Source organism: Parabacteroides leei (assembly GCF_023369805.1).
Lineage (GTDB): Bacteria > Bacteroidota > Bacteroidia > Bacteroidales > Tannerellaceae > Parabacteroides > Parabacteroides leei.
In genome coordinates, this window is the sequence record NZ_JAMBQG010000028.1 from 1 (window position 1) to 22255 (window position 22255).

The 22255-nt window shown below is 42.4% G+C and carries 15 protein-coding genes; 2 read left to right on the forward strand and 13 right to left on the reverse strand.

Annotation, left to right across the window (positions count from 1 at the left end; all coding sequences use genetic code 11):
• The 9 genes from M1P97_RS24400 to M1P97_RS24440 form a co-directional block, all read right to left on the reverse strand.
• The coding region (locus M1P97_RS24400; protein ID WP_249390448.1) for a transposase at positions 1-230 on the reverse strand (230 nt) is incomplete at its 3' end.
• Between the two features lie 185 nt (positions 231-415).
• The gene (locus tag M1P97_RS24405; RefSeq protein WP_195371887.1) at positions 416-1885 is read right to left on the reverse strand and encodes a glycoside hydrolase family 28 protein; all 1470 of its coding nucleotides are present in this window, start codon (positions 1883-1885) and stop codon (positions 416-418) included.
• A 22-nt stretch (positions 1886-1907) separates the two neighbouring features.
• On the reverse strand, positions 1908-4790 hold the full coding sequence (locus tag M1P97_RS24410) for a glycosyl hydrolase (RefSeq protein WP_249390449.1): 2883 nt from the start codon (positions 4788-4790) through the stop codon (positions 1908-1910).
• 14 nt (positions 4791-4804) lie between these two features.
• Complete coding sequence (locus tag M1P97_RS24415) at positions 4805-5557, reverse strand: glycosyl hydrolase family 28 protein (RefSeq protein WP_195371885.1); 753 nt, start codon at positions 5555-5557, stop codon at positions 4805-4807.
• A gap of 52 nt (positions 5558-5609) precedes the next feature.
• A complete protein-coding gene (locus tag M1P97_RS24420; protein WP_195371950.1) occupies positions 5610-7091 on the reverse strand; it encodes a glycoside hydrolase family 28 protein in 1482 nt (493 codons plus the stop codon).
• Positions 7092-7202: 111 nt separating this feature from the next.
• Positions 7203-8693, reverse strand: a complete 1491-nt coding sequence (locus M1P97_RS24425; RefSeq protein WP_249390450.1) for a TolB family protein — start codon at positions 8691-8693, stop codon at positions 7203-7205.
• A gap of 2 nt (positions 8694-8695) precedes the next feature.
• The gene (locus M1P97_RS24430) at positions 8696-10558 is read right to left on the reverse strand and encodes a DUF6057 family protein (RefSeq protein WP_249390451.1); all 1863 of its coding nucleotides are present in this window, start codon (positions 10556-10558) and stop codon (positions 8696-8698) included.
• A 132-nt stretch (positions 10559-10690) separates the two neighbouring features.
• Entirely contained in the window at positions 10691-12634 is a 1944-nt protein-coding gene (locus M1P97_RS24435) for a RagB/SusD family nutrient uptake outer membrane protein (RefSeq protein WP_195371882.1), read from the reverse strand.
• A 26-nt stretch (positions 12635-12660) separates the two neighbouring features.
• Entirely contained in the window at positions 12661-15855 is a 3195-nt protein-coding gene (locus M1P97_RS24440; protein ID WP_195371881.1) for a SusC/RagA family TonB-linked outer membrane protein, read from the reverse strand.
• A gap of 188 nt (positions 15856-16043) precedes the next feature.
• Between M1P97_RS24440 and M1P97_RS24445 the strand changes: the two genes are divergently transcribed.
• A complete protein-coding gene (locus M1P97_RS24445; protein WP_195371880.1) occupies positions 16044-16952 on the forward strand; it encodes a helix-turn-helix domain-containing protein in 909 nt (302 codons plus the stop codon).
• Between the two features lie 27 nt (positions 16953-16979).
• Here the strand turns inward: M1P97_RS24445 and M1P97_RS24450 are convergent, their stop codons facing one another.
• From M1P97_RS24450 to M1P97_RS24460, 3 genes are all read right to left on the reverse strand, one after another.
• On the reverse strand, positions 16980-18590 hold the full coding sequence (locus tag M1P97_RS24450) for a dipeptidase (RefSeq protein WP_195371879.1): 1611 nt from the start codon (positions 18588-18590) through the stop codon (positions 16980-16982).
• Positions 18591-18837: 247 nt separating this feature from the next.
• Positions 18838-20490 (reverse strand): glycoside hydrolase family 10 protein, encoded by a 1653-nt coding sequence (locus M1P97_RS24455; protein ID WP_195371878.1) that lies wholly within the window; start codon positions 20488-20490, stop codon positions 18838-18840.
• Between the two features lie 269 nt (positions 20491-20759).
• Positions 20760-20921, reverse strand: coding sequence for a hypothetical protein (locus M1P97_RS24460; RefSeq protein ID WP_195371877.1), 162 nt, complete (start codon positions 20919-20921; stop codon positions 20760-20762).
• 229 nt (positions 20922-21150) lie between these two features.
• On the opposite strand from M1P97_RS24460, the gene M1P97_RS24465 reads away from it, so the two are divergent.
• The gene (locus M1P97_RS24465; RefSeq protein WP_394803948.1) at positions 21151-21435 is read left to right on the forward strand and encodes a hypothetical protein; all 285 of its coding nucleotides are present in this window, start codon (positions 21151-21153) and stop codon (positions 21433-21435) included.
• A gap of 501 nt (positions 21436-21936) precedes the next feature.
• Here the strand turns inward: M1P97_RS24465 and M1P97_RS24470 are convergent.
• A complete protein-coding gene (locus M1P97_RS24470; protein ID WP_249390452.1) occupies positions 21937-22248 on the reverse strand; it encodes a HigA family addiction module antitoxin in 312 nt (103 codons plus the stop codon).
• Positions 22249-22255 lie beyond the last annotated feature (7 nt).

Sequence of the window (22255 nt, forward strand, 5' to 3'; positions counted from 1 at the left end):
ATTTTACGGCAGGAATAGATATTGTTCAAGTACCCATAAAACAGGACCTTGAGCATCATACGGGGATGGTAGCTGCTGGTGCCTCCTCCTTTATATGTCTGAAGAAGACTGCTAATATCCAACGCGTTTACAACACGAACGGGATGATTGGGAGCTATCTTTTCCGATAAACTTACCGGAAAAAGTACATTTTGGTTGGATGTTAACTCTTTAAATACTATCTTAGCCATTGCTATAATGTTTGTTGCAACGGTAAGATACTGCTTTTTACCGAAATAAACAATAGCAAAAGGGGCTATCCGACTTTTTGGACGGCCCCTTTCTATAACTGGTAAATGTTTGACCTGTATAACTTTTAGGGTACACTTCATTTACGACACAGCCTCTTTTTACGAATTTCCGTAAGTTTCTATTTTTACTTTTTGATCTTTGTCGACTTGTAAGCGTATATCTTTTCTTTCTTTCCGGCAGACGGTTCAACCACTTTGATCTTCGCAAACATACCGTTGTGCACATCATCTAAAACAATAGCCGGACGATAATCTTTCTTCAAGGTTGTCAATTTCACGTTCTTGAAAGTAACACCGTCAGCATGGCGAACATAGAATCCCCAGGCCGGCAACTCCTTATGCTGAGAGAATTCAGGGTAAGCCTTAGGCATTTCCGGAACCTTGTCCAATTCATCCAAGCCGACTTTAGCATACAGCGGATTACCACCACCCGGATAGACGATCTCGACGTTCTCGATAGAGACATTCGTTATCTTGTTATCCTGCAATCCGACAATAGCGGAAGGCGATACATTACGCGGATTGTCTTCTGTCGGCCCTTCGTAGTCATATCCTGCATCTGGTTTCGTTGCCGGAACTTCGGCATAGACATTCGAGATATGGACGTTGTCCATCCGGCTACGACGACCTTCACGGCGCTCCCCCACCACCAGATAAATCGGATTACCGGTATTGATGGAACGGAGGCTATCCACTATGACATTTTCAACCTGTCCGCCATCAACCGCCTGGATCGTTATAGCCGAGCGGAATGTGTCGAATATCGTATTGTTAATGATCTTTATATTCTTGAAACCACCCGTCGACGCCGTTCCAAACTTAATACCGCTAGCACTTGAACAGGCCGTATTGTTGCGTACCTCGATATTCTGGCAAACAGCATCGGCACTATGAGATTTCAAGCAGATCGCATCGTCCGTCGCATCAACATAGCAATTTTGAATCAATGCGCCGTTACAGTCGACAATATCCATCCCGTCGTTATTCCAGTAAGCACGACTATGCACCATAATACCGTCGATCAACAAGTTCTCACATTGATCGTAGGTCTGTGTCCAGAAAGCAGGATTCATCATCGTCACACCTTTTATCTCGACATTCTTGCATTCACGAAGATAGACTAGCTTCGGACGGTTGGCAACACGCCCCAACTGCAACTTGTCCTTAATCACCCCAGAATAAACCTGGTTGATGAAGTTATTGGCAAGCTCACGTCCGCAACCATCGATCACACCTTTACCGGTAATACCGATATTATCCTGTTTGTTCGCTAGAATCAAACCATACCAGGCATTCAGTTCCATATCATAATCATAAGGGTTGGTGGAACCGACCAACACAGCACCCTCTCCCAGATGGATCGTCACATTCGACTTCAGATGAATACTACCAGTCAGATAACGCCCAACAGTAAACACCAAACGTCCGCCCCCGTTCTCTGAAATAAAGTCGATAGCCTTCTGTATGGAGCGGGTATTCATGGTTATTCCATCTGACTTGATCCCGAACATGGTCATCTGATAATCCTTCGCCCATACCGGAATCATCATTCCCGCCAACAAACACATGATCGTTATTTTTCTAATTACATTCATAATATCTTTAAATCTCCAATTTTTAATTCTTAATTCTATAAGTGGTGACCGGTCCGACCAATCCCGCCGACTGGACAACATCCTGTCTCCGGGTCCACGCCTGGGCGATCTTATTATCCTTCAACGTCTTCAAATAGTTACCCATTACGGTGACTACATGTATTTCAATCGTATTTTCTCCCTGTTTCAATTGGGCAGCAATCGGATGGATACGGCGGCCATACCATTTGACACCACAGTTCTGTCCGTTCACAAATACTTCCGATACACCATGTACCAATCCGAGGTTAAGCACCGTACCGGTAGGCGAAGAAACATTAATTTTTTTCCTATAGACAATTGTTCCGCAGAAGTTAACAAAGTCCGTTTCCTTCAAATCTTTCAGTTTGTCGAAATGAGCATTCTGCACTGTATTCTCACGGCTATGGCGGAACTCTATATCCCAGTCGGACGAAAGATCTTTCAAATCCGCCCCGGAAACGGGCAACGGCTTATAGTCATTTCCTCTCTTTTGTTTATCGAACACAATCAGGAGAGAATCCGCCGGACCGAAATCAAACAGGAAGCCATTGTCGGCATCTAACGGCAACCGATAACGTTCACCCGTTTCCAGATCCCACACCCAACCCTGCCGACCTTTTATGATCTCGCTGCTGAAGGAGATATGGGTCTGATGCGAATTATAACGGTGTGCATAACTGAAGAAGAACATTTCTTCCCTGTTATCGCCCTGATAACGGTTCTGCATCAGATAAGAATCAGGCTTTTCAATTGTTATATACGGTATCAGATCATAGTCTTTCTGTACTCCTTGATACCAACCGACAAAATCCTTTTCCGGTTTATGTAGCAATACGAAACGTTCTTCCATCAGCTTCATCTTTTCCACCCATTCCTGTACTTCCTTATCGTGCTTGTCATGATCTTTCAAGCCGACTGATTTATACGGATAAGCCTCAATACAGAAGATACGTCCGCCCGAAGCCACAAAATCATACAGTTTGCGGGCGGTAGCCGGTTCCATACTCTCCACTTCGATCAGGAAAAGCGTTTTATATTTGCGGGGACCGTAACACAAGCAACCCTCTTTCATCTCGGCATCCCTGATGATTGATTCGGAAACATAGTCGCAACCACTACCGTTCTTATGGATTGCCTCCCATACCAATGTCTTATATATCACGTTGGTGGTAGAAGGAAACGGCTCGTTCTGCATCCCCAACGTACTCCACATATCGGCTATCGGATTCAGTATTGCGATATCCGCATACATGGTTCCATGTTGCAGGGCAGAAGCCATACGGCCTTTATAAGCGGTATAATATTTGAAATACGGCCACCAATTGTTATTCTCGTTATAGTAGGCCCCGTAGCGAATCCATCCGGGGAACGGAGCTTCCTTCGGAGAATAGTTGAAACCGTGGAAGATGGAATGCGTCACCCCGGAAATAGCCGTCTGGTCGCCTCCGATCTTCAACAACTCCAATGTCATGTTAAACACGGTATAGGTATTTGTCATCTCCTCGCAACTCACCAGACGCTTCCCGCGCAGATGAGCAGCCGAAGAAACGTATTTATTGACCATCGTATAAGCACGCCCACGACGATAGTCCTCTTCCGACATTTCTTCTCCCAAACGGTGACGCAGCCAGGTCATCGTCCAAGACTCGCATTCGGGAATATCGTAATCCAGACTGCTTTCGAGTGGAAATAGCCCCCGACCATAGGCTTGTGCACGCGATTTGACGTTAAGCCCCTTGCACCAGTCCAGATAAGTCCGCGTAAAACGCTCATGGAGCAACTCGGCCTTCGTATATTCGAAATCATAGCGTACGCGCTGAATAGTATCGTTCAACTCTGGAGTAAATTGCACCTTCGGCTCGTAAGTCAATGCATTCCCCATACTTCCCATCTTAAAAAGAATGAAAGGTAGGTAGGGTTGCACATCATAGCCCCGGCGTTTCTTGAATTCTTCCGCCATGTCATAGGACCAGTTCGAACCTTCTAACTCCATGCTGTCGGTGAACAGGGAACGGATATTACCGGACAACGGACCTAAGCGTTCCTGAATCTTATCCGACATATTGTTCAGATATTTCTGTACGGCCGACTTATTGTAATGGTTCAACACCGGACCAGTAGCACCCGGAGCGCCATTAATCACCTCAAGGAAACCCTGTATCTTGACAAGAGCAAATAAGACATATTTACCATCGGGAACCTGAAACTTAAACGTTCCATCGCTCTCTCTATCCATCAGATCGATAACCTGGTCAAGACCTCCGAACGGTTCGGGAACCAATTGAAGGGAGAGTAACTCCATCTTCCTACCCAAAAACGGCGAACTTATGGCGGGGTCCGCCGTACTGAACAATCCGTCGCGAGAGACTTCATAGTCAATCGGTCCGATCAACTTTCGGGAATAGTTCACGACAAGATCCGCCCTTTCATCGCCCGTCAGGAATTCGCCCCCGAACGGCCAACCGGAACCAACAATCAAGTCGCAATTCATATCTAGCGACTTCGCCTCGTCGAAAGTCACCCGCAACATATCAATCCATTCGTCACTCAGCCAGGGCAGAGACTTCTTTCCCAGATCATCCGTGTCATTGCCAGGGAATTTGACCGGATTGATCTCCACCCCTCCGATGCCAACCTCCTTCAATACATGTAATTCACGTTTCAACTCATTAGCCTCTACCTTATCCCCATTCCACCACCAACGGACAAACGGACGGTAAATGGGTTGCGGATCACGGAATAACTTATATAGCTCACCGGAACGCAAGGTCGTATCCGCCATCTCTTCGGTTGCATCGACTGCCCCCCATAGCGGCATACGGTTACCAACGACACAACCAGCTGTCCATAAAACACTCTGTTTGATAAAAGATCTCCTCTGCATATTTTTTCCTCCTTTTATTGATCGCTTGAGACAGCTTTGCCGTCTAATGTTATACAATTTATAAATATCAAATTGCGTGATGTTCCTGTACTTTCCAGCGGATTCCCTGTCATATTAAAATAGCAGTCCGTCATCTTTACTCCGTCACAGCCGGAAATTGAGATCGCTTTCCGTTTCGACATTCCTGCGTTCACAACGACTTTGTCGACTGTTACATTGCGACAATCCTTGTATATTTCAGCAATATCAGCAGCATCCTGCAAAGTGATCTGCTCAATTTTCACATCCTCGCAACCTTCCATACAAATCAAAGCCGGAGCATAACCAGAAATATTAGCTTTGATATGGCCTTTCTGCAATTGCTCTTCCACGCTTGCCAGTACAGTAACACTACGACCATCAATAATTCCTTTACCACCGATACCGATATTTTTTTGCTTGTCTGCGTAAATGAGCGCGTTACGTCCCCCTACCCCTTTAAAATCATAAACGGATGGGACAGCAACCAAGGCAGCCCCTTCTTCGATACGAATCGTCACATTCGACTTCAACTCGATCGAACCAGTCAGATAACGACCTACATAAAAGATAAGTCGACCGCCTCCTTGTTCGCTGATATAATCAACAGCCCGCTGGATGGAACGGGTATTGAGTGTCACCCCGTCCGATTTGATCCCAAACATCGCGACTTGATAATCCTTTGCCAAAAGATTCGACACGAAGACCAGAAGACCTATCACACTTGCAAATAATTTATTTTTATTCATATTGTCTCTCTTTTATTTTAATCCCACAAATTCCTTTTCCGGTATCACACTATCATTTTATTACTTTAGACTTATAAGGAAATATCTGTTCCTTTCCCTCGCTTTCCGGCTCCACAAACCGAACATCTTTAAACGTTACCTTCCCTGCATCATCCATTACGACCGCCGGACGATAATCTTTTTTCAAGGCCATAAAAGTCACATTATCAAAAGTAATCCCCTCGGCATGACGGATATAGAACCCCCAGGCCGGCAGTTCCTTAAACTGCGAAAACTCCGGATAAGAAGTTTCCATTTCAGGGATACTGTCCAATTCAGCCGGTGTCAGTCCCCGGTAAGCATAGTAAGGATTACCGCCTCCAGGAGAAACGATCTTAATATTTTGAAGCGTTACGTTCTGAATCTTATATTCCGGCAACCCGATGATACTGGCTGGCGAAATATTACGAGGGAGGTCTTCGATCGGTCCCTCATAGTTATATCCGGCATCCGGTTTATCCATCGGGATCTCGGCATAGACATTCTTGATCTTTATATTTTTCATAACCGGCTTCTTCCCTGCACTCCAACGGTCACCAATACGAAGGTAGATCACATTTCCTGTATGGATGGAGCGCACACCATCCACTTCGATATTCTCGATCAGGGCACCGTCGACCGCAGCAAATGTTATAGCCGAACGATACGTATCATATATCTTAATATTCTTCACTTTAAAATTACGGAAACCACCACGGGACACTGTTCCGAATTTCAATCCGCTGGCACTCGAACGGCCTACGCAATTCTCGACAACCACATTCTGGCACATGCTATTCGCATCGTGCGATTTGAAACAAAGAGCATCATCTGCCGCATCAAGAAAAGAGTTTTTCAATACGACGCCATCACAATCCACAACATCGATGCCATCATTGTTCCAGTAAGATTTGCTATCGACGTGTATGCCATCGACATACAGATTCTTGCATTGATCATAGGTTTGGTTCCAGCTTGCCGGGTCCCGCAAAGTGATGTCTTTGATCGTCACATTCTCACATTCACGAAAATAGATGTTCTGCGGACGGTTCGTCTCGTTCGGACGGCCCAGTTTCAGAGGGTCTTCGTAAATACCTCGCCGGATATAGTCCACCATATTGTTGGCGGTTTGAAAACCACGCCCGTTAATCGTCCCCTTTCCCGTTATACCGATATTCTGCTGTTTAACAGCAAAAATCATAGACATCCAACGAATATACGGATCTTTTTCGTAATCCCAGGGATTAGTCGATCCCTGTAAAGTCGCCCCCTCCTCTAGGTGGAGCGTCACATTCGATTTCAAGTAAATAGTACCAGTTTGATAATTGCCCGCAGTAAAAATCAAACGTCCTCCCCCCTGCTCATTCACAAAATCGATCCCTTTCTGAATAGAGTTCGTATTCAAAGTCTTACCATCCGCTTTCACTCCGAAATCCGTGGCATAATAATCTTTTGCTGACAGGCTTACCTCGCATATCAGGCTGAGGCAAAGAATAAAGAATTTGTATCTGTTCATCATAATACGGTATTTACATAAATAAGATTAATGCATATTCCATGTGTCTTTCACAACGGACAAAAATATTTACGTTCTCACAAATTTTATCTATGCTTTTGATATTTATAATTAAAAATTTGGCATAATTGGATCAGAAATAACATCTATCCCGACAGAATTCCTCAATAGATTTGCAATCTTATGCTTCCTCACATCTACTCTTTTCACCATCAATTCTGGGATATTATAGGAGAACATTAGCCGCTTATAATAAATCGACGGATTTTTTTGTGGAAGTAAAAACGGTTTACGCGCATGCCCATTTTCATCTATATAGACAATAAAAGGCCTTGTATACAATCCATCAATCCGTCTGCTGCTAAACACCATCCAACGGCTGTTATCACTCCACGAGTGGTAGCTATCCACATCATTCAAATTCGCTTCAGACAGAGGATAGACTTCTTGTGTTTGCAGATCGACCATATATAGATCTGCATCTTTATGCCATATGGAAAAATTACCAAATTCATGCAAAACAAATGCCAAAAATCTACCATCAGGAGATATTCGTGGAAAAGAAACGCTTTTTCCATGTAAAGACGCATTATACAAAGTATCCGCCTGATTGCCAAACGTCATATCTTCCGGGGCAAAGGCTATACGGCAAAGACTATATTTCACTTCCTTATACTTTTGAGGCATGGAATCGACAGCGTGAGCCGAGCAGAAATACAAACTCCGGCCATCTGGAGAAAACGCAGGAAAAGTTTCAAAGGCCTCAGCCGATTTCGTTAGCGGAGAATAAGTGATCTGATGAGTATGTACGTTATAGACTACGACATCCGAAGCCGAATCATAGACTTCCACCCGGTTCGAATGACTGTTAAAAAAACTCTGTTTTGTCTTGTTAACCGAAAATGCCACATAAAGCCCGGAAGGATGCCAAAAAGGGTAGACCAAAGTACTTATTGTCGAATCAGTTTTCGTATTCAACTTCTCGATCACTCGATCATGCATCATGACAGTTCCATCAAAATCGGCCCTTGCATGAAACAACATCCTGTCCGGATTCCGATTACAATAAGAATGGCAATTCACACAATTGCCGTCTGTCAACTTATTTTCATAGATGGCAGTCTGTTCATAGTTCTCTAAGTTGCGCTGATAAATCCCCATATCCTTCCAGCCTTCATATCCGGGAGGAATCAGCCGATACGAAAGATAAGCATCAATCGGTTCGGATGCTACATCTATACAAAAAGGTTTATAACCAACCCATTCATCGCCCGAACGAATAGCAACAGTCAGCTTTAACACCTTACCTTTATTACGCTCCATCAAATCCTTCCATGCAGAAACAGAGAAAGAGAAAAGTCCTTTTACGCCTGGTACTTGAATTTCTCCATCCATCCCTGCAACAATCAGGCAACACTCTTCTTTCCCCATATAAGAAAAATTCAGAGGAGCGATATTATAAGGGACAGTTACATCTTTATAATCAGGAAATATCGAAGGACTCTCTTCCAACTCTTCTGATATCCGTACATTGACCTTTCCACACGCTATGCAACAGAACACCACGCTTAATCCCCACATGAATTGATAGATATTTTTCATATTTATATTTGTACAAAAAGTAAATAATACCAGAAAGTGTTTTTATAAGCAACCAAAGCATCTGCAGATTGCCGAGCCCTACCATACGCCTCCTTAAAGATTGCAAACCTGTCAATCGTATCTTGTGTTACTCCATGCTCTTTACAATAGTTTAAATCCACACTTTGATAAACAAGCAATTGCTCTTTCGTGATTCCATGCTGAACTGCATAATTTTCATCCAATGTATGATAATAATCATAATAAAAAATCAAAGCTTCCTGTGCAGAAACCGGTAAAGTTTTTAACTCCAGCGTTCCGTAATATTCATCAATAAACTCTTTGACATGATTAATATCCTTTGCCAACAATAAATAAGATAGGGCATATTGTATCGCTTTCCCATCAACAGGATTAGCATCAAGGATTTTGTACAAGTCATCCATAGGGGAATTAAACAATACAAAAGTTTCTTCATTAGGGAAATCTCTTCTTCCAGTCCCTAAAACAGCATCCTGCTCCACCGCACGATCGTCAAACAGAAATTTCCTTTGAGATGTCGCCCATTCGGAATAATGCCAAGTTTTCTCCAACAATTCGATATACTTTAGGGCAACAGCATAAGCCCCACGCATCAAATCGATTTGCAAGACCATTTTCAACATAGTCGGATTATAGCCGTTCAACGACAAACTGGCATTAAATGCCACATTCTGGGCAGCTCCCATATTTCCCATTGCAAACAACACATGAGCCAGCCTGACATCCGAAGTTTTATCTTTAGGTATATAAATAAGAGATTTAGGTCCAAACTGAGGATAATGGAATAAATGCTCGATAAGTTCTCCCTTTTGAACCAGAGAAAGATTCAAATAGTTCGCATCATTGTGATTTCTGATACGTATTGCGCTTGCTTTGAGCAACTCATTCCATTTCTCATTTACCGTATAATATTCATATCGATAAAAATCATTAAGATCCGGTTTTATATGGTCCTGATAATTCTTCTGTAAACAAACGAATCCGGCAACAATCACCATCAATCCAATGGCGATTTGGCTGTTGCGCCCCCTTCTTTCAAAAAAACGGATGGCACCTGCAACCAATAAGCAAACCGGTAGTGCCAACCAAGCGGCATAATGGACAAACGGAGCCGTAACAGTTGTTTCATAGTAACCCAACGGGGTATATACATAAGCATATAAACCAGCCCAACCGAATTGCACAGCGACAAAACCTACAATAAGCGCCAAAGCAATATACAGAAGGGACAGCAAAGCTGTCTCCCGCCTCATCAAGCAATCATACAAAAAAGTACAGATGGCAAATAGGAGTACAACGGCTCCTGCTGCATAAAACAATGCAACAATAAACATGCATCCGGCAGACAATCGAAGCCATTTATTTTCTTTAATGCCTAAAATACTATATACAAACAAAAACAGTTGCATTAAAAAATAGGCAGTTATACCTTCATAATGAAAACAATTATCAAGTAATGAAATAGCCAAGAACAAACAGGGGATAAAACAAACAGGCAAAAGGAATCGATAATTTCCTATCTTGCGAATAACGAGCCAGATTAATAAAGATATTAAAGTCAAAAGAAACGATGTCAAAATAGCACTAGTCCAAAGCGAATAAAAGAATTGTACGATGAACCTGCTCATTAAAACAGAAAGGCCTCCGGGTTGCCTAAGAATATCGGAAATATAAGCCCAATCAAATAGAAACAGTTGTTGTTGCTCCCGGTAGAACAAAGCATATTGCTGGGTTTCTTTGAGATAATATCCTAACACAAAGAAAAATAACACACAGATTCCACTAAATAAAGTATTTCTATATCGGGAATTCATAGCTTTAAACAAGCTCGAAAAGACAGCCATCTTAATTCTATTTCATATTTGACTTGTTAACAGAAAGTGTACTTCCATACATTTAATAATAGCAGTTCATCATAAAAAGACAAGAAAGGACAGTCTAATTGGCCGTCCTTTCTACAATTAAACTACATTATATTAATAACCATAATTCTGAGGATACTCGGCTCCCGTATTAGATTGGATAACCTGTATAGGAATCGGATATTGATAATTATATGGATGAATGTTCGATATGTAACGACGCTCCGCTTCGCTCCATTCGCGCGGCTGGTCGGAACCGGACATATTTTCATAGCCGAGACCATATTTACGCACACGCTCATAAAGCGTATTGGACGTTTTTTCATCCTGAACAGGATAAACCTCCGTTACATAAGTCGCATTCGGATTCACAGACAAACGGTTCAATGTAATCCAACGCTGTTCCTCACCCAACAATTCGCGAGTACGTTCATCCAGGATATAATCAATATTAACATCGGCAGCCGTACAAAGCGGAGCATTGGCACGATTACGCAGGACATTGATGTCGTCAGCAGCTTTTGCACGGTCACCCAAAGCCAGGTAGGCTTCGGCACGGAGCAAATGGGTTTCTGCAACACGAGTCATATACCAGTCGCAGTCGTATGCCTTATTGTCACCATTGGGATGTTTATCATCCGAGAATTTCCAGAAACGCGGGAAAATACTGATTGTATCAGCAGCCGAAATCACATATCCGTAAGCCTTTGCTCTTTCAAATGCAGCAGCTTTCTCATCAAGCCAGCGCGTACCACCCGGAGTGTACCAGTTACGCTGAATCATGATCTCAGAACCACGGAAATCTTCCTTGCCTTCCTTTTTGGAATTGTTCCATAAATCGGTATAGACATATCTTGTAGGCCACAGGACATTGCCACTGTAAGGAACATTGCCACCAATTGAGTCACGCATGATATCGGCCTCATAACGTCCTTTGGCCGAAGGCACGGTAGAAAGAGCACTTCCGACGATTCCTTCTTGGAAACAAGCAGTATTGTCACCCCATAAATAAAACTCCGTACCATCGTCCGCTATTCTTCTGTCTTTATTGAGACGAACTGTGTTACTTAGCCAGTTGGATTCAGTCGTACAAGCATAAATACGATACCATTCGTTACCTCCACCACCAGTAGAATAAGTATTGTAATTATATTGGCACACCCAAATAGCCTCTTTATTGTCTTCTGAGTTTTGATTGCCACCTTCACGGAACAAATCCCAGTAAGCACCGGCAGGTGCAGCCAAAGAGTTACCATAACGATCTGTCGCTTCGCTTGCACGGGAGCCGAAACGGGTTGTCATGACATGGAAATCGCCATCGGTTCCGTCAATCACGCGAGAAGAGGCATCTACTGCACCGCTAAAATCTCCCAAAGCCAGACTTACCTCCGCCAGATAATGGTCGGCAGCTGCACGAACAATTTGTCCCGTTTTTTCAGCTTTTATCGGTAAATTCTGCACCGCATAAGTAAAGTCGTCCTTACAGAATTCCCATACATCTTGCCGAGTAGTTGGAACATAACCTGTCGTAATACTCGTTACGCGATGATCCAATATGGGGACATTGCCATACATACCTGCCAATACACGATATGCCCAACCTCTGAAAAAGACAGCCGTTGCACGAAGTTGTGCTTTTTTTTCAGCTGAAGAATATGTAATATAGTCGCGTTCGTCCATCATATCAATAACCGTATTAGCACGGTTAATCAAATCATACAGTTTGTCATACCAGTGACGAATCAAACCGTCGCTGGCATTCAAGTTGTTCCAGTTCGCAAATTGAGAATTACCTCCTGTCTGGCCGAATGTATCAAGTCCCAATCCCATGATCATCCAAGAATGTCCGCCATGCGTCTGCCCCATCATCAATGATTGTATTTGGCGATAACAAGCATTTAACCCCATTTCCATATCAGCCTGAGAAGTATAAAAAGTTTGGTCGTCAAATTTATAAGAATGTTCCGTCAAAAACTCATCCGCACTTTGACACCCTGTGAAACCGGTCACCAAAGAGGTTCCGGCCAATGCTATTAATAAATATCTTTTGAGTTTCATATTTACTTCTTTTGGGTATATTATTATTAGAAAGATAAATTAAGTCCTACAGAAACTGTCTTGTAAGTACCATTACTACCATAACGGCTCGAAGAAGCATTAGAAGCAATCGTACCTCCGTTTTCCGGATCAAGCCCTGACCAACCAGTGATGGTAAACAAGTCCGTTGCAGAAAGATAAATGCGTAAAGAAGAGATGTCCAGCTTTTTTAAGAACGACGCATCGACATTATAAGAGAACACCAAGTCTTTCAATTTCAAAAATGTCCGTGAGTTCCAATACAAATAGTTCAACGAATTACTATATCCGTAACGCGGATATTTGTCGGAATGGTTATCGGCAGTCCACGGGTTAACAGCATCCAACTGAGCACCGTTGGACATATTCGTTCCGAAAGCATTCGGATCATATCCTAAAAAGTGGGTATCGTTACCCTGCATCCAGCGGAAGTTGAAATACAAAGAAAAATTTTTATAACTCAACGTGTTACCAAAATTAACTGTAAACAACGGATCCATGTCGCCGATCCAATGACGGTCATCTCCGGAAATCTTACCATCGTTATTATAATCAAGGAATTTCAAATCACCAGGAACGGCATCGGGTTGAATTTTGCTTACCTCACCTGTTTCCGGATTCGTCCAGTTATAATTGTCGATTTCTTCCTGGCTTTGGAAAATACCAACCTTCTTCAAGTCGTATGCCGAACCGATAGCATGTCCGATCATCAGGGCATAATAGTTATCAAAGCCATAGGCTACAGCATTTGCAACATCGTCAGCTTCTTTACCCTCATAATCTTTTCCATACAAACTCTTTATCTTGTTGCGGTTAAGGTCAAACACCAAGTCGGAAGTCCAACGGAATTTTTCTTTTCCGTCCCCATCGATATTTACGGAATTCAATGTAATTTCAATACCCTTGTTCGTTACTTTTCCGACATTATCGCTAGCAGACTGGAAACCAGTAGGATAAGGAACGGAACGATTCATCAACATATCCGTTGTATTTCCTACATACAAATCTACATTTCCATTCAAACGTCCGTTCAAAACACCGAAATCAACTCCTAAATTATATTTTTCAACAGTTGCCCATGTCAAAGAACGGTTCGGCAATGAAGAGGGTGTCAGGCCAAATGCACTACCGGAACCTGTATCACCAAACCAAGTATAAGTCGTACCGACTGTCGCTACAGTTGCATACGGACTCACCGAACGGCTACCGTTCTGTCCCCAAGAGAAACGAAGTTTCAAGAAATCCAGCCAGTCCACATTGTTTTTTAAGAAATTCTCATTACTCATCACCCAAGCAGCAGATGCTCCATAGAAATTACCATACTTATGCCCTGCCGCAAATGCAGAATAACCATCACGGCGAAAATTGAAAGTTGCATAGTAAGTGTTTTTGTAATTGTAATTAACACGACCTAAATAAGCTAGAGCAGAACTCTGTGTACGTTCACGTCTGAGTGTCTTCGTCGAAGCCAAATCTTGTTTATAGACACCTAAGATTGTCGGAACAGAGAAGTTCGAGAAATCAGTTCTGAGATACTCATTATTAGAGGCCTCACGAGTATAACCAGCCATCAAATCGAAATGATGTTTACCTAGATCTTTCATATAGGTTAAAATGTTATCAACATTCCAAGTGCCGCTAATAGAAGAATAAGAATATCCTCCGGCTCTGGATCCAAACTGCGAAGGATCATCCATTTGCGCCGTATTATCAGTATCTACCCACATTCCGGGATTATTGAACAGGTCACTTGTTCCTGTATTACGCTGTCCATTCAAAGAAATACGATAAGATAATCCTTTTACAAAGGGGAAATCCACTTGTGCATAGAATACACCATTGATATTGAATCCATGATCCTCTTTGTCCGTCCATAAATAAGAGTCGTTTGAACCGGTTCCCCAATAAGGACTAGCAACATTTCCATCCGGTTTCGAATTATACCAGTTTTCATATCCCGGCTGACGCGCATGAATATACGAATAAGGTGACATCCAAGTTGCATTCTGAATACGAGGAGAGACCCCCCAACTCTTCGAACTCAAAAAATTACCCTTCAAACCGAAAGTCAACCATTCTTTTGCCTTGATATCTAATTTGGAAAGAATGTTATACTTTTCATAATCATTTCCTTTCATAATACCTTGCTGGCGGTAATAATCCCCAGAAATATAATAATTTACCACCTTTGAGTTACCAGCAACACTCACATCATATTTCTGGCCAACACCGACACGTGAGGTTTCATCGATCCAATCCGCATAAACACCTTCGTTATAAGCATCTAACTCAACCGTATTCAACAATTGCGCTTTATCATAAGAAGTAGACCATACAGCATCTCCCGGAATACTACCTGTCGCTTGTTTTGAATAAAAACGATTTTTCATGAACTTCTCTTCATCAGATACCATTTTAGGCTGACGTGTCCAATCCGAAAAGCTCCAGTTCGTATTAACATTGATAGTCGGCGTTTCACTTCTACCTTTCTTAGTCGTAATAATGATTACACCATTCGCTGCACGAGATCCATAAATTGCAGCAGCCGAAGCATCTTTCAACACATCAATACTCTGGACATCATTGGTATTGATCTCATTAATACCACCAAAAGAAATGACGCCATCAACAATAAGCAAAGGCTGATTCACACTTTGCTTGTCAGAAGAAACATCTGCCGGAATTGCATTCTTACCACGCAAAGTCATAGTCCCCATATTATTAGCACCAGCACTGCTTGTCGGAGCATATTTCAAACCAGCCACTTTACTTGACAACGCAGCAATCGCATTCGGATTAGGTAAAGCGGTAATATCACTATCAGAAAATTTCACATTGGAAATAGCTCCCGACACATCTTTCTTACGTGCCGTTCCGTAACCAACCACAACAACCTCTTCCAGTTGTTCAGAATCTTCCAATAACGTGACATTGATCATTCGCTGATTACCAACTGTCACTTCTTGTGTCTTAAATCCGACATAAGAAAAAACCAACACAGAATTACTCCCCGGAACACCAGGGAGCGTAAACGTACCATCGGCACCAGTCATAGTGCCGATCGTCTGTCCCTTCACGGAAATGTTTACTCCCGGCAATTCAAAACTACCGGCATCCACCACTTTTCCCGATACTGAAATCTGGGCAAAAGCTTGTATCCCACACAGTAGAAAACATAGCAAAAGCAGAATACGATCTTTCATAAATTCATATATTATTTTTGTTTAACAAAATTTACTGCAAAAATCCAGATTCTGCTTCTGCATCTACATGGAAATATGATATTTTTTTGTATAATTTTGTCCTAAATGATATTTTTTTTTATATTTGCGAAAATTGTTTCTATCTATGGAAAAACAGGCTGGGAAAGAATCTCAAACAATATATACTTATGTATTCCAATCGCAACAAACACAACATTATCAAGTACTTGCCCACAAACGACAACGAAACAACATGGGGAATTTCTATCAGCAGCATAGGTTTCCAATCTATCAGGCCCAACGAAAATTATCCTTTAAAAGGACATTCAGCCAAATACACCTTCAATCCTGAAAAAGGAAGGATTATCGATGAATTTGTATTAGTGTACGTAACCAGGGGAGAAGGAATTTTCATATCTTCAAACTGTCCCATGTCCAAAATATCCGAAGGGGATGTTTTTTTCATTTTTCCCAAACAATGGCACACCCATCATCCGATAGCAGAGATCGGATGGGACGAATATTACTTCACCCTTAGCGGACCCTATTTTGATAATCTGTTACGAAAAATAGTAAACTACACAAATCCGATATTTCATATTGGTATAAATAGATTATTAATCAATCATTTGAATGAAATGATTGATTCTGCCATGGCAGAAAAACCTGCTTTCCAAGTGTTACTCGGCGGAACCGCTTTACACATTATCAGCTTAATTTATTCAATAAATAAAACCCAAGACTATGGGACGGAAGCCATACAAAAAATGCAAAAAGCCTGTATGCTGATGCGGGAAAACGTTTATGAAAATTTCACATCGGAAGACATTGCCAAAGCAATAAACATGAGCTACTCCAATTTTAGAAAATTTTTTAAGAAATATGTAGGGATTACCCCACACCAATACATCTTACAATTGAAAATTAACAAAATCAAAGAATTGTTAGACAGTACGGAAATGTCCATCCAAGACATTTCTGCCAAACTGAATTTCGAATCTCCAGATTATTTTTCTTTCTTCTTCCGAAAAAAAACAGGCGTAAGCCCCATCTCATATAGAAAACATGTTAAGATACAAAGGGACAAAAATCTATAGCCTAAAATAAAAATAGGAGAGGATCAATCAAAATCCTCTCCCGAACTTATGCCAAAGTTGTCCTTCCATCTCCTCCCAGCAACGAAGAGTCGAGTAAATAAACTCGAAAGAGTAACGGGTAAGATATGCTTGGGCTTCCTCCTTTTTGCCTTCCCGAATAAGAACCGAGACCTTGTCCTCAACTAAAGGCATTTCATCTGCAGCTTTCCGCTCGAAGGAGATAACGGCTGGTTCAATCAATTTGCGGCCATGCCCCCAGCTCACCTGTGCCAAACGGTTTGTACGACGGTAAGTCCAAAGAGCCGCATCAAGGCGATAGTGCTTATGCCCGCATACCTTAAAACTCTCAGGAACATCCGTCATCCCGGCAAACAACGGGACACGTGGGCTCTCGCCCGGATTATCTTCCGACCACCAGCAAACGCCTCCCACCTCATCGGGCAACCAATCACGGCACTGGATTACAAACGAATAAGCACACCAAACAACCGATATCGTCCGCTGTTTCTCTATCTTTTTTTCACCTCGTTGCGCATTCAAAAACTCAAACATGTCGTTTGTCATCCAGTTTTGAGCCAACGGGCTTTTATACGTCGTATCGCGTTCGGTCCCGTCTTTATCTTTGATCTTCTTCGTTACCATCATATCTTTAGTCATGTCCCACTCCGTTCCCTCATACGTTTCACGCAACAGACGGTTCATATCCGTCAAAGAGATTTTCCGTTCGGGCTTGACAGATAAAGGAAGCTCCCCCATATCCATCGTCAGGTTCAAAGAAGGAGCTAGCGTTTTCAAAACAAAAAAGTCGCGGATAGTAAAAGGCTTCTTCCCCGTTTCATGGATAACCTTCCAAAACTTGAAAGGTTCTATCCCATCCCAATATCCTAATTGACGAGCCTTCTCTTTCAATCTCTCGCTATACATAAAATTATCCTTATCCTTGAAATCGACATCGGAAATACGAGGCGTATTGGCCGAAACCGTCACATGGTCGTCCGGTATGCGTTGGGCAACCCACAAAGCTCCCATATCTTTCGGCCCCGCACCTGTAATCTCGAAAAACCAAAGTTCCTTTTTATCGGCAACCGTCAGGCATTCCCCACCGTCACAATAGCCGTATTGCTCCGCTAAACGCCCCATCAGCAAAACAGCTTCACGTGCCGTACTGCAACGCTGCAAAGCAATCCCCTGCAAATCCTCGATATGAAACAAACCATTCGGATTGCGTAGTTCCTTACGTCCAACGATAGTTGTCTCGCCCATCGCCAATTGTTTCTCATTCATGCAAGGATAACCAGTATTCAGGAAAGCAAACGTATAAGAGACCTGCGGAATAGAACCTTTCAGTTTAACTCCCAAACGGTCGTTTTTGCTTTCCGTGTGGCGTAGATCCCAGTAGATATCGAGTTTTGCCGTATCCGGCCAGTTCTGTGCAGGCACTACTTCCATCCAAGTACGCGAGGTTCCGTCACAAGTCTGGGAGGTCATTACCGAACCATCGGTCGTCGCCAATTTACCTACAGCGATACTTGTACAACTTTCATCTGGATTTGTCAATTCGACTACATAATCCTGGGCTGAGAGAGACGTCGCAACACAACAAAGGCAAATGATTACCTTATATACTTTTTTCTTCATTTCCTTTCAAAATCTTTATTTGACCGGACAAAAATAAGTAATATGAACAAATACATCCCTCACTTTTTAACATTATCCATTATCATTTTGACACCTTCTTTCCTTTTAGCTAGGATTTTATAAAAGGGAATGTAACGAATTATGACACATTCCCTTGTACTATAAAACTTACGTTTATTTGTCCAATGATTTTAACCGGTGTTTTATTACTAACCTTTTATGATTTTTCTTTGTGATAAAGATGGCTTTAGAAATATCCGTGCGTTTTTACGTCTCCGTATTTGAGGGCTATCTCTATCCGTTTAACAGTGAACGTATTTTCGTCTTCGGAGCGAAATCCGATGCGGTTATATCCTTGCTTGAGGATTTTGTCTGGCAGGATAAAGGCATATTCTTTTTCTTCCCCATCCAAACCACGTTCCCTGTCGTAAAGGCGGGTGTAGGCCGGCATTTCTTTTTTAACTGTTTCCCCGTTTACTGTCAACCGGCAAGCAATCGGATGATTAGTACGAATAAATAGGATTGCTTCTTCCGGATAGCCTTCTTCTACAGTATCGCCTATATAAATATCCGCTTCTTTTTGATCTCCTTTCCTTATTTTTAGAGGGAGAGGAGAATCGGGTTTTATATTGTACTGGACAACGCCATCCGACAAAGCATAGATTTTGTTACGTCCTTTCAGTGTTTCCAGTGATCCTAATTCTTGAAGTAGTTCCGGCATCATGATCCGGCAAACTTGACCACCATCTTCCAGGTATAGTTTCCCGTCATGTTCGGAATTAAATGCGCCAAAATAATAATTAAACAGATAGATTCCATCTGCCCCCTGCGAGAGAATGTGAGAACACATACCCCTGTGCATCCCGTGTGACCAGAATTCCCGTGGGCGGTATCCCCCGTCGTCAATAGAACTGTAGAACGGAATATTGAGGTCTTTCCCAATCTCTTCCCGGAACTTGGCTACCGGCATTGCGGGATCTCCCCTCCAATGGACACCTGTACTGATAAAGTCCAGCAGTCCGAGGCGTAGCCATTCACGTATATCCAATCCTTTCATCATGTTTTGCTCGACTGTCGGTGCTACACGTGCGGATAGTAAAATCTTTCTGCCCTGCTTGGCCGAAACTTCATCTACCTTTTGACGGATATCTTTTACTAATTGTGTCATAAGCGGTGCGTTCTGTGGTCCCGTCCCAGATTGGAAGTAAACGATAAAACGCATAAAGTCGAGGTCGTATCCGTCGATTATGTCGGCATAGTTCTCTAATTGTTCGGAAATAATCGCCAGCTTGCGGTCACGCACTTCCTTTATGGCAAAGTCAAAGGCTCCGCCGCTGTTATAACCTTGCGTCGTGTCGTTCAGCCAGTATTCCGGATGCTGAATCCAGAAGTCGGTGTACCAGATCGGACAATGGGTAGTCGTATCATTGAAATGCAGGTCGTTCATCCGATAGGTGATAAATGTTTCCATTCCTTTTTCTTTCGCTCTTTTTAAAGTATGGGCAATGATATCTGTCCCTTCTTTTTCCAGGTTCAAGTGGTTTTGGTAGTATTTACGGAAGGAGTTATATTGAGCCGTATCGCAACCGCAATCTAGTGTCCCGTTCAGGTCGTCTCCAATCACGTGCCCATATTTGGACCGGACATAAAAAAAGTCGCTGCCGGAACACATCATGTAGGTTGTTACCTGCGAGTTTGCAACCATATCGACACTGGAGTCGAGGTCGGCAAGCGTTAGCGGACGGTATTTGAACCAACGGTTTCCCAACAAGTCTGTACCATCGTTATTATGGATGATCCTAAACTTCCGTTCGGGAGATTTTTTTACATGGGATGTACAGGCAAAAAATACCTGTACACATAAAAGAATTGAAAGATAGTTAATTGTAAGTGATTTCATATGTGTATATATTTATTGTATCAGTGAATACGACTTTTCTTCTCCCGTGAACAGCCTTTTTTGTAGGGGTGGAAGTCATTTGGAAAATGATCTCGCCTCCATTCATGATGTCCTGAAGGATGATTAGATATAGTTTACGCGACTCCATCCGTTGTTTTTGCATATGTGTATTTTTCTTATTCTTTGGAATGTCCAAAAATAGAAAAGATACCGAATATGCAAATGTGTTTTTTGTCGGATTTTTGTAGATATTTGGCTAAAAAAACTGGTTATAAAGCTTCTGCATATTTGACGGGTGAAGCACCTGTTGTGACTCCTGACAGATAAGAAGATCTTTTTTGCGACAAAGTCGGAAACATCTGTTCAAGCAGACAAGAGGCGATTGTGGAATTCCTTACTCCGATCAGGTAAAAGTCGGTCTTCCACTTCAATTCAAAATCTTTATATAAATTGCCGATAGATAGGAGTTTATAAAGATATGGATGTGAATCCTGATATACAAGGTTCCATCTGAGTAAAATTATTTTGGTGCGGTTACCCTGTCATATTAGGCTAAAATCGGTTCTATTTATCTGAATTTATGTACCTTTGCGGCATAATTCAAGTAAACGTTGAACAAAAATTAAGAAGTTAATAGTAATTCCATTGGTTGCTGTCGGTATGATGGCAATGGCGGGGTACAGTAAATCACCTGTGAAGGAAACTGCAAAAGTGGACGCTATCAAGCTGGCAAATCTGGACACAACAGTAGCTCCCGGTACTGATTTTTATGAGTATGCCTGTGGAGGATGGATAAAGAACAATCCTCTAAAACCGGAGTATTCACGCTTTGGAACATTCGACCAGCTAAATGAAGATAATCAGGAACAATTACGCAGGAAGCCGGAAGTGTCGCCCAGAAAATCGGCATGTTGTATGCAATGGGGCTCGACAGTATCAAGTTGAATAAGGACGGAATGGCTCCTGTCAAAGAACAGCTGGAAGCTATCCAACGTCTGGGTAAAAAACTTTCTCATGCTGATCGTTTAAAATAATATGTATGAAAGCCACAAAGGTATAAAAAAGCAAGACCTTCAAAGAGTCCTGCTTTTAGATCCCTGAGCAACTAGGGCAGGTAACAGAAATACATTACTATCAGTGCCCATCCTTCGGTTCGGGATATTTTCAGTCCGCTTTTTGCCAGTGGGAGCAGGAGTAGGGACAGTCCCTTTTTTCTATCATCCCACCCAAAAGCGGAATAGGTGTGTTCCGACTTCATGCTCATATTCAAACACTACGACAATCTCCATGTATGAATATAAACACCAAGTCGTAAAGGAGAAATGAAATACATTCATCCAAGAAGTTACCTGGAGTTTATTCTTCGGTCTAAACCTTATTTTTTTGTATAAAAAACCGATCACCCCTTAGCATTCCCGATGAAAGTTTCTTCCGTACACCAAAGCCTTACAGCAGGGCGGCGTATTTGCGTATCTGGTTCAAACGCTCCATTAGGGTCTGGTCACCCATCGCTTGCTGCATATTGTATTTCAGTTGCAGCCGCATCAGTGAATCGGCGGGTATATCCAATGCCGCCTCAAACATCATAGCCGTGATGATGGTCAGCGTGCGCCGTCCGTTCAGCAGGTCGTTGAGAGCTTTATAGGAGATGCCCATTTGCTCTGCCAGCTTCCGTTGTGAAATCTTGCGGTATTCTATTTCGTCCTTCAGCACTTCGCCGGGATGGGTTGGAATATATCCGAATCTTACAGTTTCCATATCTATT